The organism is Enterococcus sp. AAFC-DPL-5146 (assembly GCF_058216635.1).
This window is the reverse complement of the sequence record NZ_CM177103.1, coordinates 2,530,783-2,554,963: the sequence shown is the minus strand read 5'-3', so window position 1 is coordinate 2,554,963 and position 24,181 is coordinate 2,530,783. Positions and strand designations below refer to the sequence as shown.

Annotated in this window: 19 protein-coding genes, 1 riboswitch and 1 other annotated feature; of the genes, 13 read left to right on the top strand and 6 right to left on the bottom strand. The window is 34.5% G+C overall.

From position 1 onward, the window contains the following. Nucleotides 1–183: 183 nt before the first annotated feature. The 8 genes from AC4BB2_RS11680 to AC4BB2_RS11645 all read left to right on the top strand — a co-directional run bounded on the left by AC4BB2_RS11680 (nt 184) and on the right by AC4BB2_RS11645 (nt 7,838). Nucleotides 184–900 (top strand): DUF1003 domain-containing protein, encoded by a 717-nt coding sequence (locus tag AC4BB2_RS11680; RefSeq protein ID WP_490473099.1) that lies wholly within the window; start codon nt 184–186, stop codon nt 898–900. An 82-nt stretch (nt 901–982) separates the two neighbouring features. Beyond that, the gene (locus AC4BB2_RS11675; protein WP_490473098.1) at nt 983–1,411 is read left to right on the top strand and encodes a GNAT family N-acetyltransferase; all 429 of its coding nucleotides are present in this window, start codon (nt 983–985) and stop codon (nt 1,409–1,411) included. Between the two features lie 364 nt (nt 1,412–1,775). Further along, nucleotides 1,776–2,207: a hypothetical protein gene (locus AC4BB2_RS11670; protein WP_490473097.1), complete on the top strand. Its 432-nt coding sequence runs from the start codon at nt 1,776–1,778 to the stop codon at nt 2,205–2,207. A 656-nt stretch (nt 2,208–2,863) separates the two neighbouring features. Continuing rightward, nucleotides 2,864–3,550, top strand: a complete 687-nt coding sequence (locus AC4BB2_RS11665; protein WP_490473096.1) for a winged helix-turn-helix domain-containing protein — start codon at nt 2,864–2,866, stop codon at nt 3,548–3,550. A gap of 179 nt (nt 3,551–3,729) precedes the next feature. Continuing rightward, a riboswitch (SMK box riboswitch) is annotated at nt 3,730–3,827 on the top strand. Then, entirely contained in the window at nt 3,825–5,012 is a 1,188-nt protein-coding gene (gene metK / locus AC4BB2_RS11660; protein WP_490473095.1) for a methionine adenosyltransferase, read from the top strand. It overlaps the preceding riboswitch by 3 nt. A gap of 83 nt (nt 5,013–5,095) precedes the next feature. Next, nucleotides 5,096–5,260, top strand: coding sequence for a hypothetical protein (locus AC4BB2_RS11655; RefSeq protein ID WP_490473094.1), 165 nt, complete (start codon nt 5,096–5,098; stop codon nt 5,258–5,260). Between the two features lie 80 nt (nt 5,261–5,340). After that, complete coding sequence (locus AC4BB2_RS11650; RefSeq protein ID WP_490473093.1) at nt 5,341–6,804, top strand: MDR family MFS transporter; 1,464 nt, start codon at nt 5,341–5,343, stop codon at nt 6,802–6,804. Nucleotides 6,805–7,049: 245 nt separating this feature from the next. After that, complete coding sequence (locus AC4BB2_RS11645; protein ID WP_490473092.1) at nt 7,050–7,838, top strand: alpha/beta hydrolase; 789 nt, start codon at nt 7,050–7,052, stop codon at nt 7,836–7,838. 66 nt (nt 7,839–7,904) lie between these two features. On the opposite strand, the gene AC4BB2_RS11640 is transcribed toward AC4BB2_RS11645, so the two are convergent. Continuing rightward, on the bottom strand, nt 7,905–8,552 hold the full coding sequence (locus tag AC4BB2_RS11640; RefSeq protein WP_490473091.1) for a TetR/AcrR family transcriptional regulator C-terminal domain-containing protein: 648 nt from the start codon (nt 8,550–8,552) through the stop codon (nt 7,905–7,907). A 224-nt stretch (nt 8,553–8,776) separates the two neighbouring features. Between AC4BB2_RS11640 and AC4BB2_RS11635 the strand changes: the two genes are divergently transcribed. Beyond that, nucleotides 8,777–10,498 (top strand): ABC transporter ATP-binding protein, encoded by a 1,722-nt coding sequence (locus AC4BB2_RS11635; protein WP_490473090.1) that lies wholly within the window; start codon nt 8,777–8,779, stop codon nt 10,496–10,498. Next, nucleotides 10,491–12,260 (top strand): ABC transporter ATP-binding protein, encoded by a 1,770-nt coding sequence (locus tag AC4BB2_RS11630; RefSeq protein ID WP_490473089.1) that lies wholly within the window; start codon nt 10,491–10,493, stop codon nt 12,258–12,260. Before AC4BB2_RS11635 ends, AC4BB2_RS11630 begins: the two co-directional genes overlap by 8 nt. Nucleotides 12,261–12,336: 76 nt before the next feature. Here the strand turns inward: AC4BB2_RS11630 and mnmM are convergent, their stop codons facing one another. From mnmM to AC4BB2_RS11605, 5 genes are all read right to left on the bottom strand, one after another. Next, a complete protein-coding gene (gene mnmM / locus AC4BB2_RS11625) occupies nt 12,337–12,900 on the bottom strand; it encodes a tRNA 5-(aminomethyl)-2-thiouridylate-methyltransferase MnmM (protein WP_490473088.1) in 564 nt (187 codons plus the stop codon). After that, nucleotides 12,900–13,868: a tRNA modification radical SAM protein MnmL/YtqA gene (gene mnmL, locus AC4BB2_RS11620; RefSeq protein ID WP_490473087.1), complete on the bottom strand. Its 969-nt coding sequence runs from the start codon at nt 13,866–13,868 to the stop codon at nt 12,900–12,902. The genes mnmM and mnmL overlap by 1 nt, the downstream gene beginning before the upstream one ends. A gap of 14 nt (nt 13,869–13,882) precedes the next feature. After that, nucleotides 13,883–14,533: a phosphatase PAP2 family protein gene (locus AC4BB2_RS11615; protein ID WP_490473086.1), complete on the bottom strand. Its 651-nt coding sequence runs from the start codon at nt 14,531–14,533 to the stop codon at nt 13,883–13,885. 136 nt (nt 14,534–14,669) lie between these two features. After that, nucleotides 14,670–15,701, bottom strand: coding sequence for a DUF4097 family beta strand repeat-containing protein (locus tag AC4BB2_RS11610; protein WP_490473085.1), 1,032 nt, complete (start codon nt 15,699–15,701; stop codon nt 14,670–14,672). 1 nt (nt 15,702) lies between these two features. Further along, nucleotides 15,703–16,359, bottom strand: a complete 657-nt coding sequence (locus AC4BB2_RS11605) for a DUF1700 domain-containing protein (protein WP_490473084.1) — start codon at nt 16,357–16,359, stop codon at nt 15,703–15,705. A gap of 304 nt (nt 16,360–16,663) precedes the next feature. Here AC4BB2_RS11605 and AC4BB2_RS11600 point away from each other — a divergent pair, with 304 nt between their 5' ends. The 3 genes from AC4BB2_RS11600 (at nt 16,664) to abc-f (ending at nt 23,894) form a co-directional block, all read left to right on the top strand. Continuing rightward, nucleotides 16,664–18,757 (top strand): LysM peptidoglycan-binding domain-containing protein, encoded by a 2,094-nt coding sequence (locus tag AC4BB2_RS11600; protein ID WP_490473083.1) that lies wholly within the window; start codon nt 16,664–16,666, stop codon nt 18,755–18,757. A gap of 51 nt (nt 18,758–18,808) precedes the next feature. Further along, nucleotides 18,809–19,051: a binding site (T-box leader), on the top strand. A gap of 148 nt (nt 19,052–19,199) precedes the next feature. After that, entirely contained in the window at nt 19,200–21,713 is a 2,514-nt protein-coding gene (gene leuS / locus AC4BB2_RS11595) for a leucine--tRNA ligase (RefSeq protein ID WP_490473082.1), read from the top strand. A 579-nt stretch (nt 21,714–22,292) separates the two neighbouring features. Continuing rightward, a complete protein-coding gene (abc-f, locus tag AC4BB2_RS11590; RefSeq protein ID WP_490473081.1) occupies nt 22,293–23,894 on the top strand; it encodes a ribosomal protection-like ABC-F family protein in 1,602 nt (533 codons plus the stop codon). Nucleotides 23,895–24,181 lie beyond the last annotated feature (287 nt).

Here is a 24,181-nt window from a genome sequence, read left to right as displayed (position 1 = left end):
GTGAACAAGAAAGTCTAGTTTCTATGATCTAGTGGATACTTTTTTTAGTTTTTTCTATTGATTAAAAGTTTAAGGCAAGACTGACTTTTTAGTCTTGTTTTAAGCTTTTTTAGTCAAATCAATGTGACAAATGGCTAGAACATAGTATGATAGATATAAATAGAAATAAAGGAGTCGAAAAAAATGGCTAAAAAGAATCGTTATGAAAAATTAGATCAAACGAACTCAAAACATAGCAGTGAAGTGATTCTGAAAAATATAGAAGAAGAAATTCGTTTATTTATTCTTAAGATGCGTCCAGATCTAACAGAAGAGTCAAAAATTACCTTTCAAGCATTGCTAAACTATCGTTTAGATTATATTAAACAGATGATTTCATCTGATTCCGGGAAAATGGAACAATTAAATGAAACAATCGTTGAAAGTATTAAAGGCAACCAAACAATCACCGATAAGTTAAATCCTCCGGCTGTCAAAAAATTGACCACAGGACAAAAAACAGCAGATGGAATTGCTAAGTTTGGGGGTAGCTGGCCTTTTATATTTATATTTATTTTTATATTAGCTGTCTGGATCATTATCAATTCTACTGTGATTTTTTTTAAGCCGTTTGATCCATATCCGTATATTCTGCTTAATCTAGCATTATCCTGTTTAGCTGCAATTCAAGCACCCATTATTATGATGAGTCAAAATCGACAAGAAGCAAGAGACCGAGAAGAAGCAAATAATGATTATCAAATCAATTTGAAATCAGAAATAGAAGTTAATTTGCTACACGAAAAAATGGATTATTTGATTGATAGTCAGTGGCAACATTTGGTTCAAATGCAAAATATGCAAATTGAATTACTAGGAGAATTGCAAGAACAAATCAACGAACTGAATGATAAGAAATGAAGGGATTCAGCAATCTAAAGTAAAGGCCATGCAATGGTATAATCAAATGGATTTAAAATTACAAAATGTTCAGGAGAATAAAATGAATTATCATCAAGCAAAACAAAGTGAATACATCATACTGATTGATATTTGGGCAAGAGCAGTTAAGCAGACACATGAATTCTTAGATGGAGAAGATTTTGAAACCATAAAAACTGAATTACCAACTTATTTTCCTCATTTAGATGTAAAGGTCTGGACAGAGAAGGAAAAAGTAATTGGTTTTTCTGGAGTAGATGGAAATAAGCTAGAGATGCTTTTTTTAGATCCTCAATATATTGGTAAAGGCTATGGTAGACAAGTATTGATGAATTTATTTGAAGAAAACGAGATTAAATTTATTGATGTTAATGAACAAAATCATTCTGCGAAGTTGTTTTACGAAGCGATGGGATTTGAAACATTTGATCGAAGTGAAGTTGATGATGCAAGAAGGCCATACCCAATATTACATTTAAAAAGAAAATAGAAAAAATATTTTTTCAAAAGGGACTGTTTTATTTAATATTCTGAGGATAATAATGTATACTATTTAATGTTAGTGCTCTAAGGTTTTTTAGAAATCAGGTCTTTTTATGATTATTAATATTTTTGTCGGAAAATAACTTTATTTAAATGTGAATAAATAAAAAAAAACAGTCCAACCCCTTGTGAACACTAGCGGGTGGGCTCTTTTTATATTTAAAAGTCGAAAAAAAATAGACATTGGAAAGAAAAAAATGACAAAAAAATTTAATTTTAATAGCATATTACTTGATATAAAAGATTGAGAGATACTATAATAGGCATAAGTCAGCGGTTTTAGCTGCTTAGTTATGGGAGGAGAGAGCATTATGTTTAGTTATACAGATATGATTTTGTCGGTAATGCAACGAGTTGAAGTCTACAATGAGATTTTTAATGCCATTTCTAAGGAAGTACAAGAGAACAGCTGTAGTCAAGCCATTAACAGAAGAGGAAAGGACACTTATTCATTTTGTCGGACCAATGTTAATCGGTTCTTTATAGAAGAAGCTAACTTTAGAAAAAACTTAGTATTTTATGGTGAAAAAGAAGCGACAAAAATCTTGTTGGAAGGTTTAGATACCTACAAAGAAGGAATCTATTTTTGGTTGGAAGCTTTAAATGACAATTGTGAAGTAACTGATGAAGTCAAATACAAACGTGGGTTAAATAGTACCGAAAGCTCATTCAGATTAATTAATCAAGCGTGTAAAGAAGCATGTGGTGGTATTCAAAGTGCTCATAGTGTGCATAAAATGTGAGGCTTATTTTATTTAGTAAAAACAATAGTGTATTCAATTAATAGGATGGTTATAAAGCGTTTCATAGTTTTTTTTGTTAAAAAAAATGAAATTATTTAGCTGAGATAAAGTGAGTACAAAAAAATATATTATATAAAAGTTTTTTTAAAATTTGTAATAGTTATTATTTATAAAAACATCAAGATGGTGATTATACTCATCTTGGTGTTTTTTTATTTTACTATATCCCATCCTTTTGTTAAGAGACTTAAAAAAGTTAACGGTTGTTCCTCAATTATACAACTAATAATGTAAAGATAATTATCAGTGGTATAGATTATTCTAATCTCACTATTTTTCAAGTCTCAGAACATAAGAATGTGTTGTTTATAAAGTTTTATAAATCAAGATTCTATCAATAAAACAGATAAGATAGAATTAAAAATAATAAATCACATGATTCGTATTTTTTTGTTCATATTTATCAATATATTATTAATAAAAGATTGGTTTTTTATAGACTTAATAAATAAAATAGATTAAACTTGTTTTAAATATGTGTATATGTATATATTATATAAATAAAATGAAATTAAATTTAAATGGAGTTGGTTCTAAATTGTGAAAAAAAGTTAAAATTGATGAGCTAAGAATAAAATTATAAAGGAGATTACTACATGTACAATATAGCATTTGTTTTACTAGATGAAATAGACGAACAAAAATATATAGATTCACTAAATAGTGATCAGTTAAAAGTACATCCAATTACTAGAAATGAAGTTGCCACAATGGGAATGTATGACGGTATTATCATCAAGGAACATCATATACAGAATATTGGAGTAGTTTGCGAACTATTGATTTTATTAAAGAAAAAACAGGATACATTTATATGGATAATTTCAGAACAGCCTAATAGGATGAATCATATAGTTTATTTACAGCTGGGCGCAGATGGAATTATCGACCAGGATTCTGATCCAGAGATCTGTAAACTTGTAATGACAAATGCACTTACTAGATATAATAGAATGCATATGGATACAGATGTGTCGATACAAAAAACAGTTGATAAATCAAATTTTCAATTACGTCCAAGTAACTTTAGTGTTGTGTTGAATGGAGAAGAGATTAGCTTAACAAAATTAGAATTCAAAACTATGGAATATTTACAAACACAACAGGGCATTGCAGTTCCCTACGAAGATATCTATGAACATGTCTGGGAAAATAAAGGAAGCAATAAACAGTACCGTGTATCAAATTTAATCTTTCATTTAAGACAGAAAATTGAAGAAGATGCGGCACGACCAAAATTTATTAAAACAGTTCGTTCAAAAGGATATAAATTAACCGTATAAATGGGTGCTAATTTAAGATTAGTGCTGGCAGTGCTGATGAGCTTATTAAAAGTGTGGATAAAAACTAATTACTGAAGTGAAAATGAGTACAATAGATACTAATTAAATAAGGAAAGTGGAAGAGCTTAGTCTTTTTTTACAAATAGCAAGTCTTTTTTTAAATAATCTGTTATACTAGTAAGCGTTGCAAGTTCCCGAAAGGATTTGTTAGAGAGGGAGTAACCTTTCTTCACAAAGATGCCTTGTAACCGAATATAACTAGGGGGAATACATTATGACAGAGAGACATTTATTTACATCAGAGTCTGTTTCAGGAGGACATCCGGATAAAGTTGCCGATCAAGTGAGTGACGCAATTCTAGATGCGATTTTAGAACAAGATCCGCTAGCACGTGTGGCATGTGAGACAAGCGTTACAACAGGTTTGGTTTTAGTTTTTGGAGAGATTTCTACTACAGCATATGTAGATATCCAAAAAATCGTTCGACAAACACTTAAAGATATTGGTTATACTCGAGCAAAATATGGATTTGATGGCGATACAGTCGCAGTTCTTGTTGCAATTGATGAGCAATCACCAGATATTGCCCAAGGCGTTGATGATGCACTGGAAACACGTGGTGAAAAAGATACCAAAGATGATATTGGTGCTGGAGATCAAGGGTTAATGTTTGGTTTTGCAGTTAACGAAACCCCTGAACTTATGCCTCTACCAATCTCTTTGAGTCATAAACTCGTTCGTCGTTTAGCAGAATTACGTAAAGAGGAGAAACTTCCATACTTACGTCCAGATGCGAAATCACAGGTGACTGTGGAATATGATGAACATGGTAAACCGCAACGAGTAGACACAGTTGTAATCAGTACACAACATGATGAAGAAATTACGCTGGAGCAAATTCAAAAAGACGTGAAAGCACTTGTTATTGAAGAAGTGATACCAGCCGAATTATTAGATGAAGAAACAAAATACTTTATTAATCCAACAGGTCGTTTTGTTATTGGCGGACCACAAGGAGATGCTGGTTTAACTGGGCGGAAGATTATCGTTGATACCTATGGCGGTTACGCTCGTCATGGTGGTGGTGCTTTTTCTGGGAAAGATGCGACTAAAGTTGATCGTTCTGCTAGTTATGCAGCACGATATATTGCAAAAAATATCGTTGCAGCTGGATTAGCTGAAAAAGTTGAAGTCCAATTAGCATACGCAATTGGCGTAGCACAACCTGTATCTATTTCCATCAATACATTCGGGACAAGTGAAGTACCTGAAAGTAAGTTGATTGAAGCCGTTAGAGAAAATTTTGACCTGCGTCCAGCAGGTATTATTGAAATGCTTGACCTACGTCGTCCAATTTACAAACAGACGGCAGCATACGGTCATTTTGGTCGTACAGACATTGAATTACCTTGGGAGCAGACAGATAAAGTTGACGCAATCAAGAAAAGTTTGATGGAGTAAAAGAGGCGGCGCTACTAATGGAAATTAGTGGCGCCGTTTTGCTGCGAATCACTGCGACTTTAGCGCAGTGTAGATGTGGCGACGTGGCGACCAAAAGGAGAGCAAGTTTCCTTACTAATGAATTAACAAACACCTTCAGAGAAAAACAAGTGACAATCAAAGACGAAAGAAATGTTGAACGGATCTTGCCTAGATTAGAGCAGGTGATGAGCATTACCAAAACGAGCCAAAGCAAAAACAATTACTAAACCCAACAGAACATGTAAAATAAGTGTAAGTTATGTTATTTTAACTAAAAACTGCAAACTATTTAAAAGGATGGAGATATATGGAAAGAAAAACAAACGTTAAACTTGTAACAATTAGTGTTTTTGTTGCAACGTTTATGACTGCAATTGAAGGGACAATCGTTTCGACAGCTATGCCGACAATTGTAGGATCACTACACGGTATGGAAATTATGAACTGGGTCTTTTCGATTTACCTACTTACAAATGCAATGCTAACACCAATTTATGGGAAATTAGCAGATAAAATCGGACGTAAACCGATTTTTATGATTGGAATAATTATTTTTATTATTGGTTCTTCCCTTTGTGGATTGGCGCAAAATATGATTACATTAATTATTGCTCGCGCAATTCAAGGGATTGGTGCTGGTGCGATTATGCCAGTGGCTCTAACGATTCTTGCAGATATTTATTCAATTGATAAACGTGCAAAAATGTTAGGATTAAACAGTGCTGCATGGGGAATTGCTAGTATTTTTGGCCCGCTTGCAGGAGGATTTATTGTAGATACCGTTGGTTGGCATTGGATTTTCTTCATTAACGTACCGATCGGTCTTGTATTAATGGGCTTGATTGCTTACTTTTTAGTTGAACCAAAAAGAGAGAAAACAAAAGTGCCAATGGATATTTTAGGTAGTGTTCAGCTGATGCTTGTTTTACTGACATTGTTATTAGGATTTCAATTAATTGGTGATGTTGGTTTTGATTTAAAAGTATTCCTTTGTTTGGGCGCATCTGTTTTATTTTTTATCGGATTTATTTTTGTGGAAAAAAGAGCAAAAGATCCTGTTATTGATTTGATGCTTTTCAAAAATTCTACTTTTGTGATTGTTAATATAGTGGCGGCTTTAATCAGTGGATTTTTAATGGGTGTGGAAGTCTATATTCCAATGTGGATGCAAGGTGTACTAGGTAAAAGTGCTGGTATTGGCGGGCTTGTGCTCGCACCAATGTCTGTTCTGTGGATGGCGGGCTCTTTTGTTGCCAGTAGCTTGATGGAGAAGCATTCAACGAAAAAAGTATTAACAATTGGTTTGAGTATCACTTTACTTGGTGGCATTTTTCTTGTATTAGTGCCAGCTTCAATTTCATTTGTGTGGTTCTTTGCGATTTCTTCTGTCCTAGGGATTGGTTTTGGTATTACAATTACAACAACAACGGTTAATGCTCAAAGCAGTGTTGATCCATCTGAAATGGGTGTTGCGACTTCATTTAATACACTTGCTAGAACAATCGGACAAACTCTGATGGTCTCAATTTTCGGTGTTATCATCAATGCTGTTACGACATCAGAATTAGCGAAAAGTTCATTAAAAGTCGATTCAGATGTGATGAATCAATTAGTGAATCCTCATACAGCTAATACCATTTCAGCTGACTTATTGAAACCTTTACGAGGAATGCTATATGCAGGACTTCATAATGTTTATATAGTTGGAATTGGCTTGATTATAGTAGCTATTATTTTAAATGCAATGGTTAAAAAGAAAGTCAGCAATTAGTGGGGATAGAATTTCTTTACAAAAAATGACCAAAGTGAGCGCTGTTTTAACATAAAACATTCATATTTTGCTTGTATTATATAAACATACCAAGAGAAAACAACTTACAGCAAAAACTAAACACACTTTTTCATTTTTAACTCCTCCTCCCGTTCTTCACTGAAGAACGGGTATTTTTTTCTATATGTAGTCAAAAAAATAGATTTAATGCTACAATAATAGAAAAAAGAAATGAGGGTTGGTATATGGCTTTTTTACAAGCTAATATTTATTCGAACGTACTAGAATTGGAAGTATCATTAAATATCATTTTACCTCAAAGAACAGAGAAAACAATCGGTACAGCAACAAAAGGTAACATGACAGATGTTCCAGTTATGTATTTACTTCATGGAATGGGTGGAAATCATAGTGTTTGGGAACGTCGAACATCCATTGAACGTTATGTTTCAGATTTGGGTCTGGCTGTTATTATGCCGTCTACAGATCTGGGATGGTATACTGACACTGCTTATGATATGAAGTACTGGACATTTGTTGCTGAAGAATTGCCTGATATTTGTCATGAATTATTTCCTCAGCTAACCGTTAAACGGGAAAAGACTTTTGCTGTAGGCCTTTCTATGGGAGGGTATGGTGCATTGAAACTTGGGTTAGCTAAACCAGAAAACTATGGAGCAGTAGCTTCTTTATCTGGAGCTGTGGATCTTGCTGGAAGAGTGGATGACTTGTTGTCGATTCGAAGCAGAAGCTATTGGGAAGGTATTTTTGGTCCATTAGAAAATGTTCAAGGTTCAATCAATGACCCAGTCTTCTTACTTGAACAATTAGTCAAAAATCAGAAAAAAGCACCAAATATTTTTCTTTGTTGCGGTGAGGAAGATTTACTTTTGCATGCTAATAAGAAAATGGATGGTCTACTGACAACGCATAATATAGCACACATATTTGAGACAGGCCCAGGTAGCCATGACTGGGTATTCTGGGATACTTGGATTCAACGAGTACTTGAGTGGTTGCCGCTAGAAAGGTAAAAATAAAAAACTTAGACAAAAATAAAAAAATTGTCTAAGTTTTTTTCGTATATATAGAGAGAAGAATCAAATAAAAGAATCCAAACCGTTCAAAAATATCCGCAAGGTTTTCATAAAGAAGTCTTTTTGCCGTTCTTTATGTCGATATTGAATGCTGTTGTTGATATTATCTAATTCATGTTCTTGAACATATTGCTTCATTAATATCACTTGCTGCTTTAAGTAATCATCACCATCAATCACTTTATTATATAGTTTTTTCTCCTCTGTTGAATCCATCAACATACCAAATAAGAGATGCTGCAAAGATGTGATCGTCATATAACTTAGCTCAATCGAAAAACCAGCATTATGTAGAATCCCAAGCATTTTATCAAGATTTCGTAATCGTGAAGGATAGGCTGGTACTGTGTGAATTTCGATTTCAATAGCGCAAGGATATTGCAAATACAGTTCATAATAGTTTTCCATGTAAGCATATATAGTTTCCTTCCAAGTATCTTGTTCTTTTGGAGGGATGAAGTGATTTTCTATTTCTTCAGCCATACTTTGTAACAAAGCTTGTTTATTTTCAACATGCCAATAGATAGCAGGAGCTTGAACGTCTAATTTTTTAGCGACTTTACGCATGGAAAGTTTCTCCAGTTCAGGTGTTGCTTTTAATAACTCAAATGCTGCCTGAACGATTTTTTTCTTTGATAACTTATCTTCCAAATTTTCTCATCCTTTTATAAAAAATATAGGCTAACTTCTTGAATTTCGTTTCTAAAAATGGTAAATTGTTATGCAGCCTAATTTTACAGTGTTAAATTGATGAAGTCAATGAAGGCGTATATGCCTCACTCATCAACTTGTTATCTGATGATAACACTAAATATCCGTTGAATGTTGCACAACGAATCAAACTGGGCTAGTTCTAAAAAGAAAGTTGGGATTAAATGAGTATTATTATGGAACATGTCAAAAAGTACAAACTGGAAGTTACTATAGCATTGATTACTGTTATTATAATGGTTATGTCAGCTTTATGGCAGCCAAAACTATTACAAAAAGTACTTGAAGCAATAATTAAAGAGGATAAGAGCCAAATGAAAGAACTTGGTTTGTATTTGATTGGAATCGCAGGATTAGGTTTGATCGCAGGGGTCTTTAATACGATTTATTCTGCAAAAGTCGCACAAGGTGTCAGTGCTGATATTCGTGAAGCGACTTTTAGAAAAATTCAAACATTTTCGTTTGGAAATATTGAAGAATTTTCAGCTGGAAACTTAGTCGTTCGTTTAACAAATGATGTGACTCAAATTCAAAATGTAATCATGATTGCACTGCAATCGCTTTTTAGAATTCCGATTCTTTTTATCGGTAGTTTTATTTTAGCGATGATGACATTACCGCAGTTGTGGTGGGTGATTGTCTTATTAGTCATTGCAGTTTTTATTATTACAGCATTATCTTTTTCTCAAATGGGTAAACATTTTATGATTATTCAGAAGTTGATTGATAAAGTGAATGGTTTAGCGAAAGAAAATCTTTTAGGGATTCGCGTAGTGAAATCATTCGTTCAAGAGAAAAATGAATTGAACCGTTTCACAAAAGTAAGTGAAGAGTTGACTAAACATAATTTGATTGTAGGAACATTATTTTCAGTGATGATTCCATCTTTTATGTTGGCAGCTAATTTAGCTGTTGTAGGATCGATCTTTCTTGTAGGTAATTTAGTGAAAGATGATCCGACTGTAATTGGTAGTATTGCCTCATTTATGAGTTATTTGATGCAAATCATGATGGCAATCATTATCGGCGGTATGATGATGATGATGACTTCTCGTGCTGCGGTTTCCATTAAACGAATCAAAGAAGTAATGGATACAGTTCCTGCGCTTACTTATAAAGATGTGCCAGAACAAGACTTAGATGGCAGTGTAGTTTTTGATCATGTTAGTTTCCGTTATCCAGGAGAGGATACAGATACATTGAAAGATGTTTCGTTTTCTATTAAACCTGGTGAAATGATTGGTATAGTTGGTGCTACAGGTGCTGGGAAATCTACCTTAGCTCAATTGATTCCTAGGTTATTTGATCCATCAGAGGGAACGGTAAAAGTCGGCGGTGTCGATTTACATGAGGTTAATGAGCACAGTTTACGTAAAACAGTTTCATTTGTTTTGCAAAAAGCAATTCTTTTTTCAGGGACGATTTCTCAAAATTTACGTCAAGGAAAAAGAGATGCTAGTGAAGCAGATATGTCTCGTGCAACTGAAATTGCACAAGCAAAAGAATTTATTGAAAAACTATCACTACAATATGAAGCACCAGTAGCTGAACGGAGTAACAATTTTTCTGGTGGACAAAAACAACGTCTATCTATTTCACGAGGCGTTATTGGAGATCCTAAGGTTTTGATCTTAGATGACAGTACAAGTGCTTTGGATGCTCGTTCAGAACGATTAGTTAGAGAAGCGTTGGATAAGGATTTGAAAGAAACCACAACAATCGTCATTGCTCAGAAGATTTCTTCTGTTCTTCATGCAGACCGTATTTTAGTTTTGGATAAAGGTCAGTTAGTAGGAGAAGGTACTCATGAAGAGTTAGCAAAAACAAATCCAATCTATCAAGAAATTTACGAAACACAAAAAGGAAAGGATGAAAATAATGACTGATTTAATAAGAGCAAGTAAATTCTTTTTTCATTATTTAAAACGTTATAAACTTTCCTTCTTATTTATCTTTGTGACGATTGTCATTGCAACTTATTTACAAGTAAAAGCACCTCAATTTGTTGGTGAAGCGATTCAAGAATTGGCAAATTATGTGGGAGCTTTGATGCAAGGGAACGATGATAAGAGTAAGTTTATTGATATTATCTGGAAGCTATTGATTTTTTATGTACTGACAAGTGCAGCAAACTTTATTTATAGCATACTATTTACGCAAGTTGTTGGAAAATCAACGAATCGTATGCGTATTGGTTTATTTAATAAATTAGAAAAATTAACGATTCGTTTCTTTGACTCTCATCAAGATGGAGAAATTTTAAGTCGTTTTACAAGTGATTTAGATAATATCCAAAATAGTTTGAACCAAGCCTTATTACAAGTGATGACAAATATTGCTTTATTTGTGGGGATTTTGATTATGATGTTCCGTCAAAATGTTGAATTGGCATGGGCAACGATTGCATCAACACCTGTGGCAATTTTGATTGCGGTAGTGGTTATCAGTAAAGCGCGTAAATATGTTGATATTCAACAGGATGAAGTTGGAAAATTAAATGGTTATATGGATGAAAAAATCAGCGGACAACGAGTGATTATCACAAATGGTCTGCAAGAAGAAACCATTGATGGATTTTTAGAACACAATGAAACAGTACGTAAAGCAACATTCAAAGGACAAGTTTACTCAGGTTTACTATTTCCAATGATGCAAGGGATGTCTCTTGTAAATACAGCAATCGTAATCTTCTTTGGTGGTTGGTTAGCATTAAACGGTGATTTAGAAAAAACGGTTGCGTTAGGTTTAGTGGTGACATTCGTTCAATATTCACAACAATATTATCAACCATTGATGCAGATTTCTTCTGGTTACAGCATGATTCAATTAGCAATCACAGGAGCTCGCCGTTTGAATGAAATGTTTGACGAACCCGATGAGATCAATCCAAAAGATGGAAAAGAAATCAACGGTATCAAAGAATCAGTTACATTGAATCACGTTGACTTTGGCTATGATCCAGAAGTTCCTATATTAAAAGATGTCTCAATTGATGTTAAAAAAGGTGAGATGGTAGCATTAGTTGGTCCAACAGGTTCAGGTAAAACGACCATTATGAACTTATTGAATCGTTTTTATGATGTAAATAGCGGTTCAGTTGCATTTGATGGAATCGATATTCGTGAGATCGAATTAAGTAGCTTACGAACGCATGTAGGAATCGTTTTGCAAGATTCAGTTTTATTCTCTGGAACGATTCGAGAGAATATTGCATTTGGTAAGCCAGAAGCGTCTGAAGAAGAAATCATTGCAGCAGCCGAACAAGCGAATATTCATGAGTTTATTATGGAACAAGAAAAAGGTTATGATACAGAAATAACTGAAGAAAATAACATTTTTAGTACAGGTCAAAAGCAATTGATTAGCATTGCCCGGACCATCATTACAAATCCATCTTTGTTGATATTAGATGAGGCAACAAGTAATGTAGATACGGTAACAGAGGCAAAAATTCAAAAAGCGATGGACGAAGCAATCAAAGGCAGAACGAGTTTTGTGATTGCTCATCGATTGAAAACCATTTTGAATGCGGACCGAATCGTTGTTTTAAGAAATGGCGAAGTGATTGAAGAAGGAAATCATCATGAATTATTGAAACAAGATGGTTTTTATGCTGAACTTTATCACAATCAATTTGTATTTGAATAAACGAACATACAAAAAAACTGATTCTCATATTTATGAGAATCAGTTTTTTTGATGAAAATGAATATGTTGAATTAAGTTATTTTTTCTCAATACAAAATAAAATAGGCGGGTTATTCTTCTGATTGATAAATTGATAGGTAAGAACACTATACTCTTCTTGAAGTAATTGTTGACAATACTCTTGTACAAGAGCTAATTCTGCTTCACCACCAACATGACCGTAATAAACCACTATAACAATACGTCCTTTATTGCTTAATCTAGGAAGTAAAGCATCTAAGGCTTTTTTTGTTGTGTCAGGTTTTGTAATAATCTGCTTATCACTTTTAGGTAAGTAACCTAAATTAAAAATAGCAGCAGTTAATGATGTTTCTTTTGGGACGATTATGTCAATTGTTTCATGTCCTTGTTGAAATAAGCCAACTTGATCTTTTAGGCCTGAATCAGTAAGTTTCTTTTCCGTATTCATCAATGCTTGTTCTTGTACATCAAAGGCATACACGAAACCAGTTGAACCTACTAGTTCTGCTAGAAAAGCCGTATCGTTGCCATTTCCCATTGTAGCATCAACGACGGTATCTCCTTCTTTTATCACTTCTTTTAGCAGTGTGTGACTAAAACGGAGTGCTGTTTGTAGCATTAGGTCAGAACCTCCTTTGTGTTTCGTACATTATAAATACCTTGGGTACTTTCACGGCGTTTCATTTCATCATCAATGGCATTTAAGACTTCCCATTTTTTCAAACTCCACATAGGACCAACTAAAGTATCAGAAGGTGCATCACCAGTTAAACGATGAACCACGATTTCAGGCGGAATCATTTCCAATTGATCACAGATTACATTAACGTAGTTTTCTCTGGTCATTAATTGTAGGCGTCCTTCGTGATAATCTCTTAACATACGTGTATTAGTCATTAAATGCAGTAGATGTAGTTTGATTCCTTGAATATCTGAATCAACAATCGTTCGACGGACATTTTCACGCATCATTTCTAGATTTTCCCCTGGTAAACCATTGATTAGGTGAGTACAAACCCGGATATTGTGTTTCCGTAATCTTGCCACACCATCCAAATAGGTTTGGTAATTATGTGCTCTGTTGATCGTATTACTAGTATTTTCATAAGTCGTCTGCAAGCCTAATTCCACCCATAAATAATAACGTTGGTTCAGTTCAGCCAGGTACTCAACAACATCATCTGGAAGACAATCAGGACGAGTGCCGATTGAAATGCCCACAACGCCTTTTTCATTTAGAACCTGTTCAAAACGGTGGCGAATCACATCAACTGGTGCATGAGTATTTGTAAAATTTTGAAAATAAACGATATATTGATCCACATTCGGCCATTTTTTATGCATCATTTGAATTTCTTTTTGAAATTGAATGGGTAATGGATCTTTTGGAGCAATAATCATGTCACCAGATCCTGAAACACTGCAAAATGTACAGCCGCCTTTAGCAACAGTTCCATCACGGTTTGGACAATCAAATCCACCATCTAAAGGAACTTTAAAAATTTTTCCGCCAAACTGCTGGCGTAAGGCATAATTCCATGTGTTGTATCGTTTATTTGGATCTTCTGTATAGATAAATTCAGCCATTCTTCTTCTTCTTTCTATTTTTGTTTATTTTTAAAGCGCCAAACAAATCGTTTTTCTAAATAGATCGGATATGTCATCAATAGCCAAGCTAAACCAAAACAAAAACCGCCTAGTACATCACTAGGAAAATGAACACCTACGTAAATACGGCTAATTCCAATTAGAAAAATACCTAGGCCTAGTAAAATCTGTAGGGACAGGCAAAGTTTTTTTTGTTTAATAAATTGTGGCAGTAATAAAATAATCGTTCCGTATAATAGCGTACTTCCAGTAGAATGTCCGCTAGGAAAACTGTAACTATGTTCAGTTACTAAATGATTTAAAGTTGGACGTGGGCGCATAAATAATAATTTAATTGCAGGGTTAGCTAAACCTGCAATTAACGCTGTGTTAATAAAAAGCCAGAGCATTTCCGCATAATATTTTCCTCTAAACAGTATAAACGCAATCGCTAAAGTTAGGATACCAATGGTTAAAGGATCAGCAAGCTTTGTATACCAAATAAAAAATTGATTTGCAGAAGGATATGGTGCCCTTACAAGGGTCGTGATGGATTGATCGAAACCATTTATCCATTCAGGGTAAAAACGAACTACGTAGCCTAAAAACATAAAGACAACTAAAAAACAACTTCCTGCAAATTGATAGTATAATTTATTTTTCATAATCGTTCCTTTCAGATTCCAATAAACTTAATTATAACATCAAATAAATAAGAACACATCTGAGGCATTTCAAAAAAGAAGCCTATACAAAACATTAAAAGTTTTGTATAGGCTTTTGAATTAAGTTAACCGAAAATTATTCATTCTCTTCGTCTTCAAAATTTGAAGGACCCTCGACAGAGATATCACCAGATTTGGTTTGTAAGTCAACTATTTTCGATCCTTTTCCCCGTTTGTAAGAAGTGCTCTCTTTCCCAAAAATAGTACTATCACCTAAGTTAGTTTTAGTCTTAATCATAATATCATACAAAATCTCTTCAGTATGTAATGTGATGTCACCTTGCTGAGATTCAACTGTTAACTTTTTAGGAATTGCTGTTCCAAATAGTGAAAATTCTCCGTTAGTCGTTGTTACTGCAACCTCTCCTTTAAGATTAGTTGCTTGGATATCTCCATTTGTGCTGTTTATTTTTGAGACTCCATTCACTGTATTTAGCGAAATATCGCCTGACTTACTAGTGGCAATCCAATCAGGTGAGGTGAATTCACTGATTTGAATATCTCCGCTTTTTGAAGTGAAAGTTGCTTTATCTGTACGTACATCTGCATAGACGTTCTGATCTCCGTTACTGGTTTCAAGTGCTAATTTTTCAGTGTTGATGTTGTTAATAGCCATATCTGCATCATTCAGCTTAATAGATACATCTTTTGTAGTCACCTTTGAAAGGTTAATCATACCTTTAGCGTTGCCATCTATAATCAAGCGTTCAGTACTTTCAGGGATCGATAATGTCACAGCTGATCCTCTATTAAAAAGCTCGAATTCAAATCCTTCAAAATCCGCCTTTTTTTTATCGCTATTTGTGGAAATCAGTAACTGATCTTTTTGCTCTTTCACATCTAAAGAACTGCTCAAGGAAATGGGCACAGAGCTTCGGGTAGTCATTTCAACTTTAGTTGAATGCTCAGTATAGATATAAAAATCGGCATTTCCTGAAAGTGTTAAATGAATCTCCTTGATGCTTTCTTTATTTTTTAACTCGTAACTTTGTTTTTTTGTGTCAGTCATAGAATGTTCTGCCCGTTTAAAATAAACAGCACTGCCTATGCCGCCGATAATCATAGTTGCGACACCGATACTTAGAAAAAAAGCAGTTGTTTTTTTCATACTAAATCTCTCCTCTTAAAACTTGAATATTCCATTGCAGATAACGTCTTAGCACATTTCCAAACAATTTAGTTAAGGGCGTTAAAATTAATATTCCTATAACTCCAGCGCCAGCAAGGAAAATACTAAAGAAAAGCTGGAACATTGTTGCATCATTAACACCAGCAATGACTGAGATTCCTCCCAAAATTGGTGAGAATAAAAAAACAATAGCAATTAACCAACAAGAAAAAAAGACCATAACAAAAGCAAAAATAAACCAAAATACTAAAAGGAAGTTAAGTGAGAGTATCCCCATAACCTGGCAAAATCTAGCGAAACCACTACGATGAGGTCGTTCATACGATTGATAAGTATCATCATATGGATGTTCAGGTGCTTCTTCATGATAATAGCTATTATTTATGTTTGGCTGAATTTCTTGCCAACCATTACGTTCAAGTTTTTTTTCAGGCACAGTTATATCAAATTCTTGTAAGATTTCTTCAGCGATACTCCTTGGTTTACCTAAATTTTTTGCAATCTGTTCTTCTGTTTCGCCATTAGCCAAACGTTCATCAAAAATTGTTTCGTACTTGTTTAAGATAAACATTTGTTGTTGATTAGTCAGAGGTTTTAAGTAAATTTTCAATTCGATTAAAAAGTGTTCCTTGTTCATTTTTTTCCCCCATTTCACTTTGTAACTCAGTTGCTTCTTATCAACTATAATTTTTTTTGGAAGTAATAACAAGTACTTAATAAAAAAATCAGCCTAAGGTAAAGAAAGTCATCAGTCTTGAGACCTAGTATTCCTTAAGTAGAATAAAAGGAGAAGCGTATCATAAAAAAATAAGGGAGAAATAAATTACATGTTTATTTATATATTATGGAACAGAAAATTAAAAAGTATTTCTATTTTCTTTAAAAAAAGGGTATAATAAAATTCAAGGTATACTTTTTTTAGAAAATATGGAGGACATATTATGGATAAGTACAAGACATCAAGAAAAGAGCGGAGGAAAGCGGAACAGAACAAGCTTGCTTACGATCAGTTAAAAAAAGGAACAACTGTGCTTAGCTCTGCGTTAGTGGTTTCGTCTATTGCAGCACCGATTGCAGCACCAAAAATCGCTGAAGCAGCAGAAGAGCAGACACCAAGTGCACAAGTAAGTTACTCAGAAACAAATGCAAACACACATACAGAAGCCGTTCAAAAACAAACGACGACTGACTCTAACGATTCGATGACACAAGAAAATCAGACAACAACATCAGAGACTTCTTCAAGCGAGGAACTGTCTGAAACACAAGAATCATCAGAATTAAATACATCAGAAACAACACAAAGTACTGAGTCAACTATGCCTACCGAAAAAACAACTGAAACAACTGATTCTTCTACGACTGAAGTACAAGAAGCTAAAACACCTGAACTTATGATGCGTTCAGGACTTTCAGCGCAAACTAGAAACATTGATACAAATGTTTTTATCGCTGAAATAGCAGGTCATGCAAGATCTGTTGCTGCAACGAATGATTTATATGCTTCCGTGATGATGGCCCAAGCGATTCTTGAAAGTGATTGGGGAAGAAGTACGTTATCTGCGGCACCAAATCATAATTTATTTGGGATCAAGGGAAGTTATCAAGGTCAATCTGTTACTATGAAAACATGGGAAGTAATCAATGGACAGTGGGTTCAAGTCGATGCTGCCTTTAGAAAATATCCTTCATATTCAGAATCATTTGGCGATAATGCATACGTTTTAAAAAACACCTCATTCCAAGCTGGTGTTTACTACTATTCTGGTGCATGGAAAAGCAATACAAATTCATATAAAGATGCAACTGCATGGTTAACAGGACGTTATGCAACGGATCCAAGCTATAATACGAAGTTGAATAATATTATTACAACGTATAATTTAACGCAATATGACACGCCTTCATCTGGAGGCGGCAATACCGGTGGAAATACTGGTGGAGGTAACACTGGCGGCAATACAGGCGGTGGAAACACAACCCAAGATGTAGTTCACACAGTAAAAGCTGGTGACAGTTTATGGGGATTGGCTGCCAAGTATGGAACATCAATTGCAAATATTAAAAGCTGGAATAAACTTTCTAGTGATGTTATCTATGTAGGTCAAAAACTGATTGTTGGTAAAAGTTCTGGTAATACAGGCGGAGGCAACACAGGTGGAAATACCGGTGGAGGCAACACTGGAGGTAACACAGGCGGATCTGGTAATACAGGTACAACAAATACGTACTATACTGTAAAATCAGGAGATTCCTTATGGGCAATCGCTAATGCAAACGGCGTAAGTGTTGCCAATTTACGTCAATGGAACAAGTTAAGTGGAGATATTATTTATCCAGGTCAACGTTTGATTGTTAAACAAGGTAGTAATACAGGCGGAGGCAACACAGGTGGAAATACCGGTGGAGGCAACACTGGAGGTAACACAGGCGGATCTGGTAATACAGGTACAACAAATACGTACTATACTGTAAAATCAGGAGATTCCTTATGGGCAATTGCTAGCGCAAATGGCGTAAGCATTGCGAACTTACGTCAGTGGAACAAGATAAGCGGAGATATTATTTATCCAGGTCAACGTTTAATTGTTAAACAAGGCAGCAGTACAGGCGGCGGAGGCAACACAGGTGGAAATACTGGCAACAGTAATTCAGGCGGCAATACAGGTGGGACTGGAAGTACAGGGACAACAAACTCGTATTACACAGTCAAATCAGGAGACTCCTTGTGGGCTATTGCTAATGCAAATGGGGTAAGTATTGCGAACTTACGTCAGTGGAACAAGATAAGCGGAGATATTATTTATCCAGGTCAACGTTTGATTGTTAAACAAGGTCAAGGCAATACAGCAGGTTCTGGTAATACTTCTAATAATCAAGGTAGTAGTCAAAACGGAACAACTCATACAGTAAAAAGTGGCGACACACTTTGGGGTCTTGCACAAAATTATGGTACGAGTGTCCAGCGAATCAAACAATTGAACGGTTTGTCTGGTGATACAATTTATATCGGACAAAAACTGAAAGTTAAATAAAAACGATTGAAATCAGCAGAGAAGTTTGGTAGTATAGTAACACACAATGATAGATAAACAGTGAGAAGGAATAGTAGAAAGAACCATGTTTTAGAGAGCGTATGGTTGGTGAAAATACGCACAGAAGCTTTCGAACTCGCCTTTGAGTTATTTTACTGAATAGCTAGATTAAACTAGGCATTCGTCTGATCTTTAGTAAGTAAAATCGGTGACGACCGTTACAGCGTTGAGGCTTACATTTATAAATGTAAGTAAATTTAGGTGGTACCACGTTGTTAGTCACACGTCCTATAGGATTTTTTTCCTGTAGGACGTTTTTTATTGTTAAACACCATCAAGTTATTGTCTCTCAAAAGTGTAGAAGGCGAATCTACATACAATAAAAGTGACAATCATTAACCAACGTTAATAAAAAGTTATACAAAATAGGAGGAGAAAATACGTGAGTTACGATCACAAGAAAATCGAGAAAAAGTGGCAAAAATATTGGGCGAAGCATAACAGCTTTACTACCCATGATGATTTAAATAAAAAGAAATTTTACGCATTAGACATGTTTCCTTATCCATCTGGTCAAGGTCTGCATGTAGGTCACCCAGAAGGATATACAGCAACAGATATTTTATCGCGAATGAAAAGAAGCCAAGGATACAGTGTGTTACATCCAATGGGGTGGGATGCTTTTGGTTTGCCAGCAGAACAATATGCACTAGACACAGGGAATGATCCTGCAGAATTTACGAAAAAAAACATTGAAACCTTTAAACGTCAAATCAATTCTCTAGGTTTTAGTTACGATTGGAATCGAGAAATCAATACAACAGATCCAGAGTATTACAAGTGGACACAATGGATATTCACTAAATTATATGAACATGGTTTGGCTTATGAAGCAGAAGTGGCTGTAAACTGGGTACCAGAACTTGGAACAGTTATTTCAAATGAAGAAGTAATTGATGGGAAAAGTGAGCGTGGCGGCTATGATGTTGTGAGAAAACCAATGCGTCAATGGATGCTGAAAATTACCGCTTACGCAGACCGTTTACTAGATGATTTAGATTTAGTTGATTGGCCTGAAAGCATCAAAGACATGCAGCGTAATTGGATTGGTCGTTCAGAAGGCGCTAATGTAACATTTAAAGTAGCTGGGAAAGAGGAAGAATTTACAGTTTTCACTACTCGTCCAGATACCTTGTTTGGCGCAACGTATACAGTTTTGGCTCCTGAGTTAGAGATAGTTCAAAAAATTACTACACCAGAACAAAAAGCTGCAGTGGAAGCGTATATTGATGCTGCCTCAAAAAAATCTGATTTAAACCGAACAGATTTAGCAAAAGAAAAGACTGGTGTGTTTACAGGAGCGTATGCAGTGAATCCTGTAAATGGTGCTGAAATCCCAATTTGGATTGCTGATTATGTACTAGCTTCTTATGGTACAGGAGCAATTATGGCTGTTCCTGCTCATGATGATCGTGACTATGAATTTGCCAAAGCATTCAACATTGATATTATTCCAGTAGTGGAAGGTGGAGATGTAGAAAAAGCACCATACACAGGTGATGGACGCCACATTAATTCTGATTTTCTGAATGGATTAAACAAAGAAGAAGCAATCTCTAAAATGAATGTCTGGCTAGAAGAAAAAGGCGTAGGGAAGAAAGAAATCAGTTATCGTTTACGTGACTGGTTGTTCTCTCGTCAACGCTATTGGGGAGAACCAATCCCAGTAATTCATTGGGAAGATGGTACAACGACAACTCTTCCAGAATCTGAATTACCATTGACACTTCCAAAAACAGATGATATTAAGCCAAGTGGGACAGGCGAATCTCCCCTTGCAAATATCACTGAATGGATTAATGTTGTTGATCCTGAAACAGGAAAAAAAGGCAAACGTGAAACCAATACAATGCCTCAGTGGGCTGGAAGTTCATGGTATCACTTGCGTTATATTGATCCACATAATAAACATGAGCTTGCTAATTATGAAAAATTAGAACGCTGGTTGCCAGTAGATATCTATATCGGCGGAGCTGAACATGCTGTACTTCACTTGTTGTATGCTCGTTTTTGGCATAAATTCTTGTATGATATCGGTGTTGTACCGACAAAAGAACCATACCAAAAGCTATATAATCAAGGAATGATTTTAGGCCAAAGCTTCCGTGACAGCCGTGGTGTATTAGTTCCTACGGATCTTGTAGAAAAACGGGATGCTGTTTGGGTAAATAGTGAAACGGGTGAAGAATTAGAAGAAGCGCCAGCGAAAATGAGTAAGTCGTTGAAAAACGTTGTAAATCCTGATGATGTCATTGAAAAATATGGTGCAGATACCCTAAGAATGTATGAAATGTTCATGGGTCCACTGGATGCTTCAATTGCCTGGAGTGAAAACGGTCTTGAAGGAAGCCGCAAATTCCTGGATCGAGTATGGCGTTTAATCGTTGATGAAAATGATAAAATGCGTGACCGTATCACGACAGTAAATGATGGGCGTTTAACTAAAGTGTATAATCAAACAGTAAAAAAAGTGACAGAAGACATGGAAAATCTACACTTTAATACAGCTATTTCTCAATTGATGGTCTTTGTTAATGAAGCCAATAAAGTTGATGTACTACCATATGAATATATTGAAGGTTTCGTCCAATTATTAGCTCCGATTGCTCCTCACATTGGGGAAGAACTTTGGGCAATCCTTGGTAATGAAGAAAGTTTGACGAATGTTCCTTGGCCAACTTTTGATGAATCAGCTTTAATTGAAGATGAAGTCGAAGTTGTTTTCCAAGTGAATGGAAAAGTTCGTGCAAAAGTAAATATAGCACGAGGTTTAAGTAAAGAAGAATTAGAAAAACAAGCATTAGCAACTGAAGAAATTCAATCTTTTATCGATGGTAAAACGGTTCGTAAAGTAATTGTTGTTCCTGATAAATTAGTGAATATCGTAGCTAATTAATGAAGTACAGACAGGGATGCTGAATAAAATCGGTATCTCTGTTTTATTATATTCACGAAAAAGAACGCTAGAAAATTGTCGAAAATGCTATTCAAAGAGAAAGTAACAAACTGATTTTGCGTAATTTAACGTACCATGCTACAATACTAATAAGAAATGGCAAAGGTGGTGAATAAGTACAATGGTCAACATGTCAAAAATAACAGCAAGCTTTTCGTATGTCATAGCGTATCTAGCTTTTTGTCATGTTATAATTTCCAATTTTTTATCTCAAGGGACAAGTGTGCCTAAAAAGGGATAATTAATTGAATAAAACAGACCATTCAGACTTATTTACTTAAATATAATTAGTCATAAAATAACAAGGAAAATCAGTTTTTGTTTTACTGATTTCAGTAGATAAAAAGAGACCGTGGATAATCAAACGGCAGGTGATTTATAGCTAATTAGTAAATAGTGAAGGTTGAGCAGAAGATTTTGTTCAGCTTTTTTTGTGTATTTTAAAAATAGCTATAGTGTTTATAAAAGACAATAAAATTCATGTATGTTTATCTGTCTGAATGGCAGAAAGAGGGAAAAATGTTAGTACAATTACAAAAAATCACAAAAAATTATAGTACTGTGCCACTTTTTAAGGAATTAAATTTACAGATCAATAAAGGTGAAAAAATTGGATTGATTGGTGCAAATGGTTCAGGTAAATCAACCATTTTAAAAATTATTGCAGGATTAGAAACAGTTGATTCAGGAACTGTCAGTTGTAAAAAATATGGACGAATTGGTTACTTAGCCCAGATGCCTGAAGCTATTGAACAAGTTGTAGAGGAATATTTATTAGAAACGTTTACAAGATTAAAGGAGATTCAAAGACAATTAGTACAATTAGAAAGCCAAATGGCTGATCCAGAATGTAACTTGGAAAAAATATTGACTCGTTATGGTCAAAAACAAGAAGAGTTTCAACAGGCTGGCGGTTATGAGATGGAAAGTAAATTGGAAATGATTGCCAATGGTTTAACGATTAATCATGTATTAACAAAAAAACTTTCAGAATTAAGCGGTGGTGAACGAACAATCGTTGCATTAGCCAGAATCTTATTGCAAGAAAATGATCTTGTATTATTGGATGAACCGACTAATCATCTAGATGTTAAACGAATTAATTGGTTGGAAGGCTACTTGAAGCATGAGAAAACGGCTTATTTGATTGTTTCTCATGATCGTTTATTTTTAGATCATACAGTGGAAAAAATTATGGAAATAGAAGACGGGCATATACTTGAGTATAAAGGGAATTATTCTGAGTATAAAAAACAAAAAGAAGTTCAGCTTGAAAAATTGAAAAGAGATTTTGCTACTCAACAAAAAGAAATTCAAAAAATGAAGCTAGCTATTCGTCGTTTTAGACAGTGGGGACATGAGGGAGATAATGAAAAATTCTTTAAAAAAGCCAAAGAACTTGAAAAACGCTTAGAAAAAATCCAGAAAATCCCTAAACCTAAAGAAGAAACAAACAAAATAGGAAAAAAATTTAAAGAAACAGAGCGTTCTGGTAAGGAAGTTTTGCAATTTAAAGACGTCACCAAAAGTTATGATGGGCGGAAACTATTTGATCAAGCAACATTCTCTTTATTTTGGAAAGATCATTCAGCGATCATAGGAGAAAATGGTGTAGGAAAGAGCACATTACTGAAACTGGCTTTAAAATTAGAACAACTAGATAACGGTGAAATCAAACAAGGGACAAATCTTCGTATCGGTTATTTACCTCAAATTATTGAATACGAAAACCCTAAGCAGACAATCTTACAAGTATTCAGTCAAGCTTGTTCACTAGGTGAACAAGAAAGTCGGCGTTTTTTGGCAAAGTATTCATTTTATAGTGATGATGTCATGAAACAAGTTCGATTTTTAAGTGGTGGTGAAAAGATTCGTTTAGAATTAGCTAAACTGATGTATAGTGAAATTAATTTTCTGCTTCTAGATGAACCAACGAACCATTTAGATATTGAAACTAGAGAAGAAATCGAAGAGATATTAGAAGAATTCAAAGGGACGATGCTAGTTGTTTCTCATGATCGATTTTTTCTACAAAAAATGTTTGACACATTTTTAATCGTTAATCAACAACAAGTAGTTAAAAAGATAGGAAATTATCTGGACATACTTGCATTAAAATAAAAAATATAAAGAGTAGACTAAAATATAGATAGTTTTAGTCTACTCTTTATGTAGTTTACTCCGTCACTATGTTCCGTTTAAAAACCAATATGAAAGAAATAAATAAAAATGTTACTGTGGAATTAAGGTGAGTAAAACAGCTTAAAGAAAACTTAATATTTACAGAAAAAAGGATAAAGGTGTCTAGAGTGTACTTTTTAGATATAAAGCTAAAAATAAATTTCGTTTAAATATAAAATAAATATATAATTTATAAAAAAACTATCGTTATTAAATTGAAATCACAC

Excerpts from the sequence above, each read along its gene's own strand:
- AC4BB2_RS11680 (WP_490473099.1), top strand. The coding sequence starts at position 184 with ATGGCTAAAAAGAATCGTTATGAAAAATTAGATCAAACGAACTCAAAA.
- AC4BB2_RS11675 (WP_490473098.1), top strand. The coding sequence starts at position 983 with ATGAATTATCATCAAGCAAAACAAAGTGAATACATCATACTGATTGAT.
- AC4BB2_RS11670 (WP_490473097.1), top strand. The coding sequence starts at position 1,776 with ATGTTTAGTTATACAGATATGATTTTGTCGGTAATGCAACGAGTTGAA.
- AC4BB2_RS11665 (WP_490473096.1), top strand. The coding sequence starts at position 2,864 with ATGTACAATATAGCATTTGTTTTACTAGATGAAATAGACGAACAAAAA.
- metK (WP_490473095.1), top strand. The coding sequence starts at position 3,825 with ATGACAGAGAGACATTTATTTACATCAGAGTCTGTTTCAGGAGGACAT.
- AC4BB2_RS11650 (WP_490473093.1), top strand. The coding sequence starts at position 5,341 with ATGGAAAGAAAAACAAACGTTAAACTTGTAACAATTAGTGTTTTTGTT.
- AC4BB2_RS11645 (WP_490473092.1), top strand. The coding sequence starts at position 7,050 with ATGGCTTTTTTACAAGCTAATATTTATTCGAACGTACTAGAATTGGAA.
- AC4BB2_RS11635 (WP_490473090.1), top strand. The coding sequence starts at position 8,777 with ATGAGTATTATTATGGAACATGTCAAAAAGTACAAACTGGAAGTTACT.
- AC4BB2_RS11630 (WP_490473089.1), top strand. The coding sequence starts at position 10,491 with ATGACTGATTTAATAAGAGCAAGTAAATTCTTTTTTCATTATTTAAAA.
- mnmM (WP_490473088.1), bottom strand. The coding sequence starts at position 12,900 with ATGCTACAAACAGCACTCCGTTTTAGTCACACACTGCTAAAAGAAGTG.
- mnmL (WP_490473087.1), bottom strand. The coding sequence starts at position 13,868 with ATGGCTGAATTTATCTATACAGAAGATCCAAATAAACGATACAACACA.
- AC4BB2_RS11615 (WP_490473086.1), bottom strand. The coding sequence starts at position 14,533 with ATGAAAAATAAATTATACTATCAATTTGCAGGAAGTTGTTTTTTAGTT.
- AC4BB2_RS11610 (WP_490473085.1), bottom strand. The coding sequence starts at position 15,701 with ATGAAAAAAACAACTGCTTTTTTTCTAAGTATCGGTGTCGCAACTATG.
- AC4BB2_RS11605 (WP_490473084.1), bottom strand. The coding sequence starts at position 16,359 with ATGAACAAGGAACACTTTTTAATCGAATTGAAAATTTACTTAAAACCT.
- AC4BB2_RS11600 (WP_490473083.1), top strand. The coding sequence starts at position 16,664 with ATGGATAAGTACAAGACATCAAGAAAAGAGCGGAGGAAAGCGGAACAG.
- abc-f (WP_490473081.1), top strand. The coding sequence starts at position 22,293 with ATGTTAGTACAATTACAAAAAATCACAAAAAATTATAGTACTGTGCCA.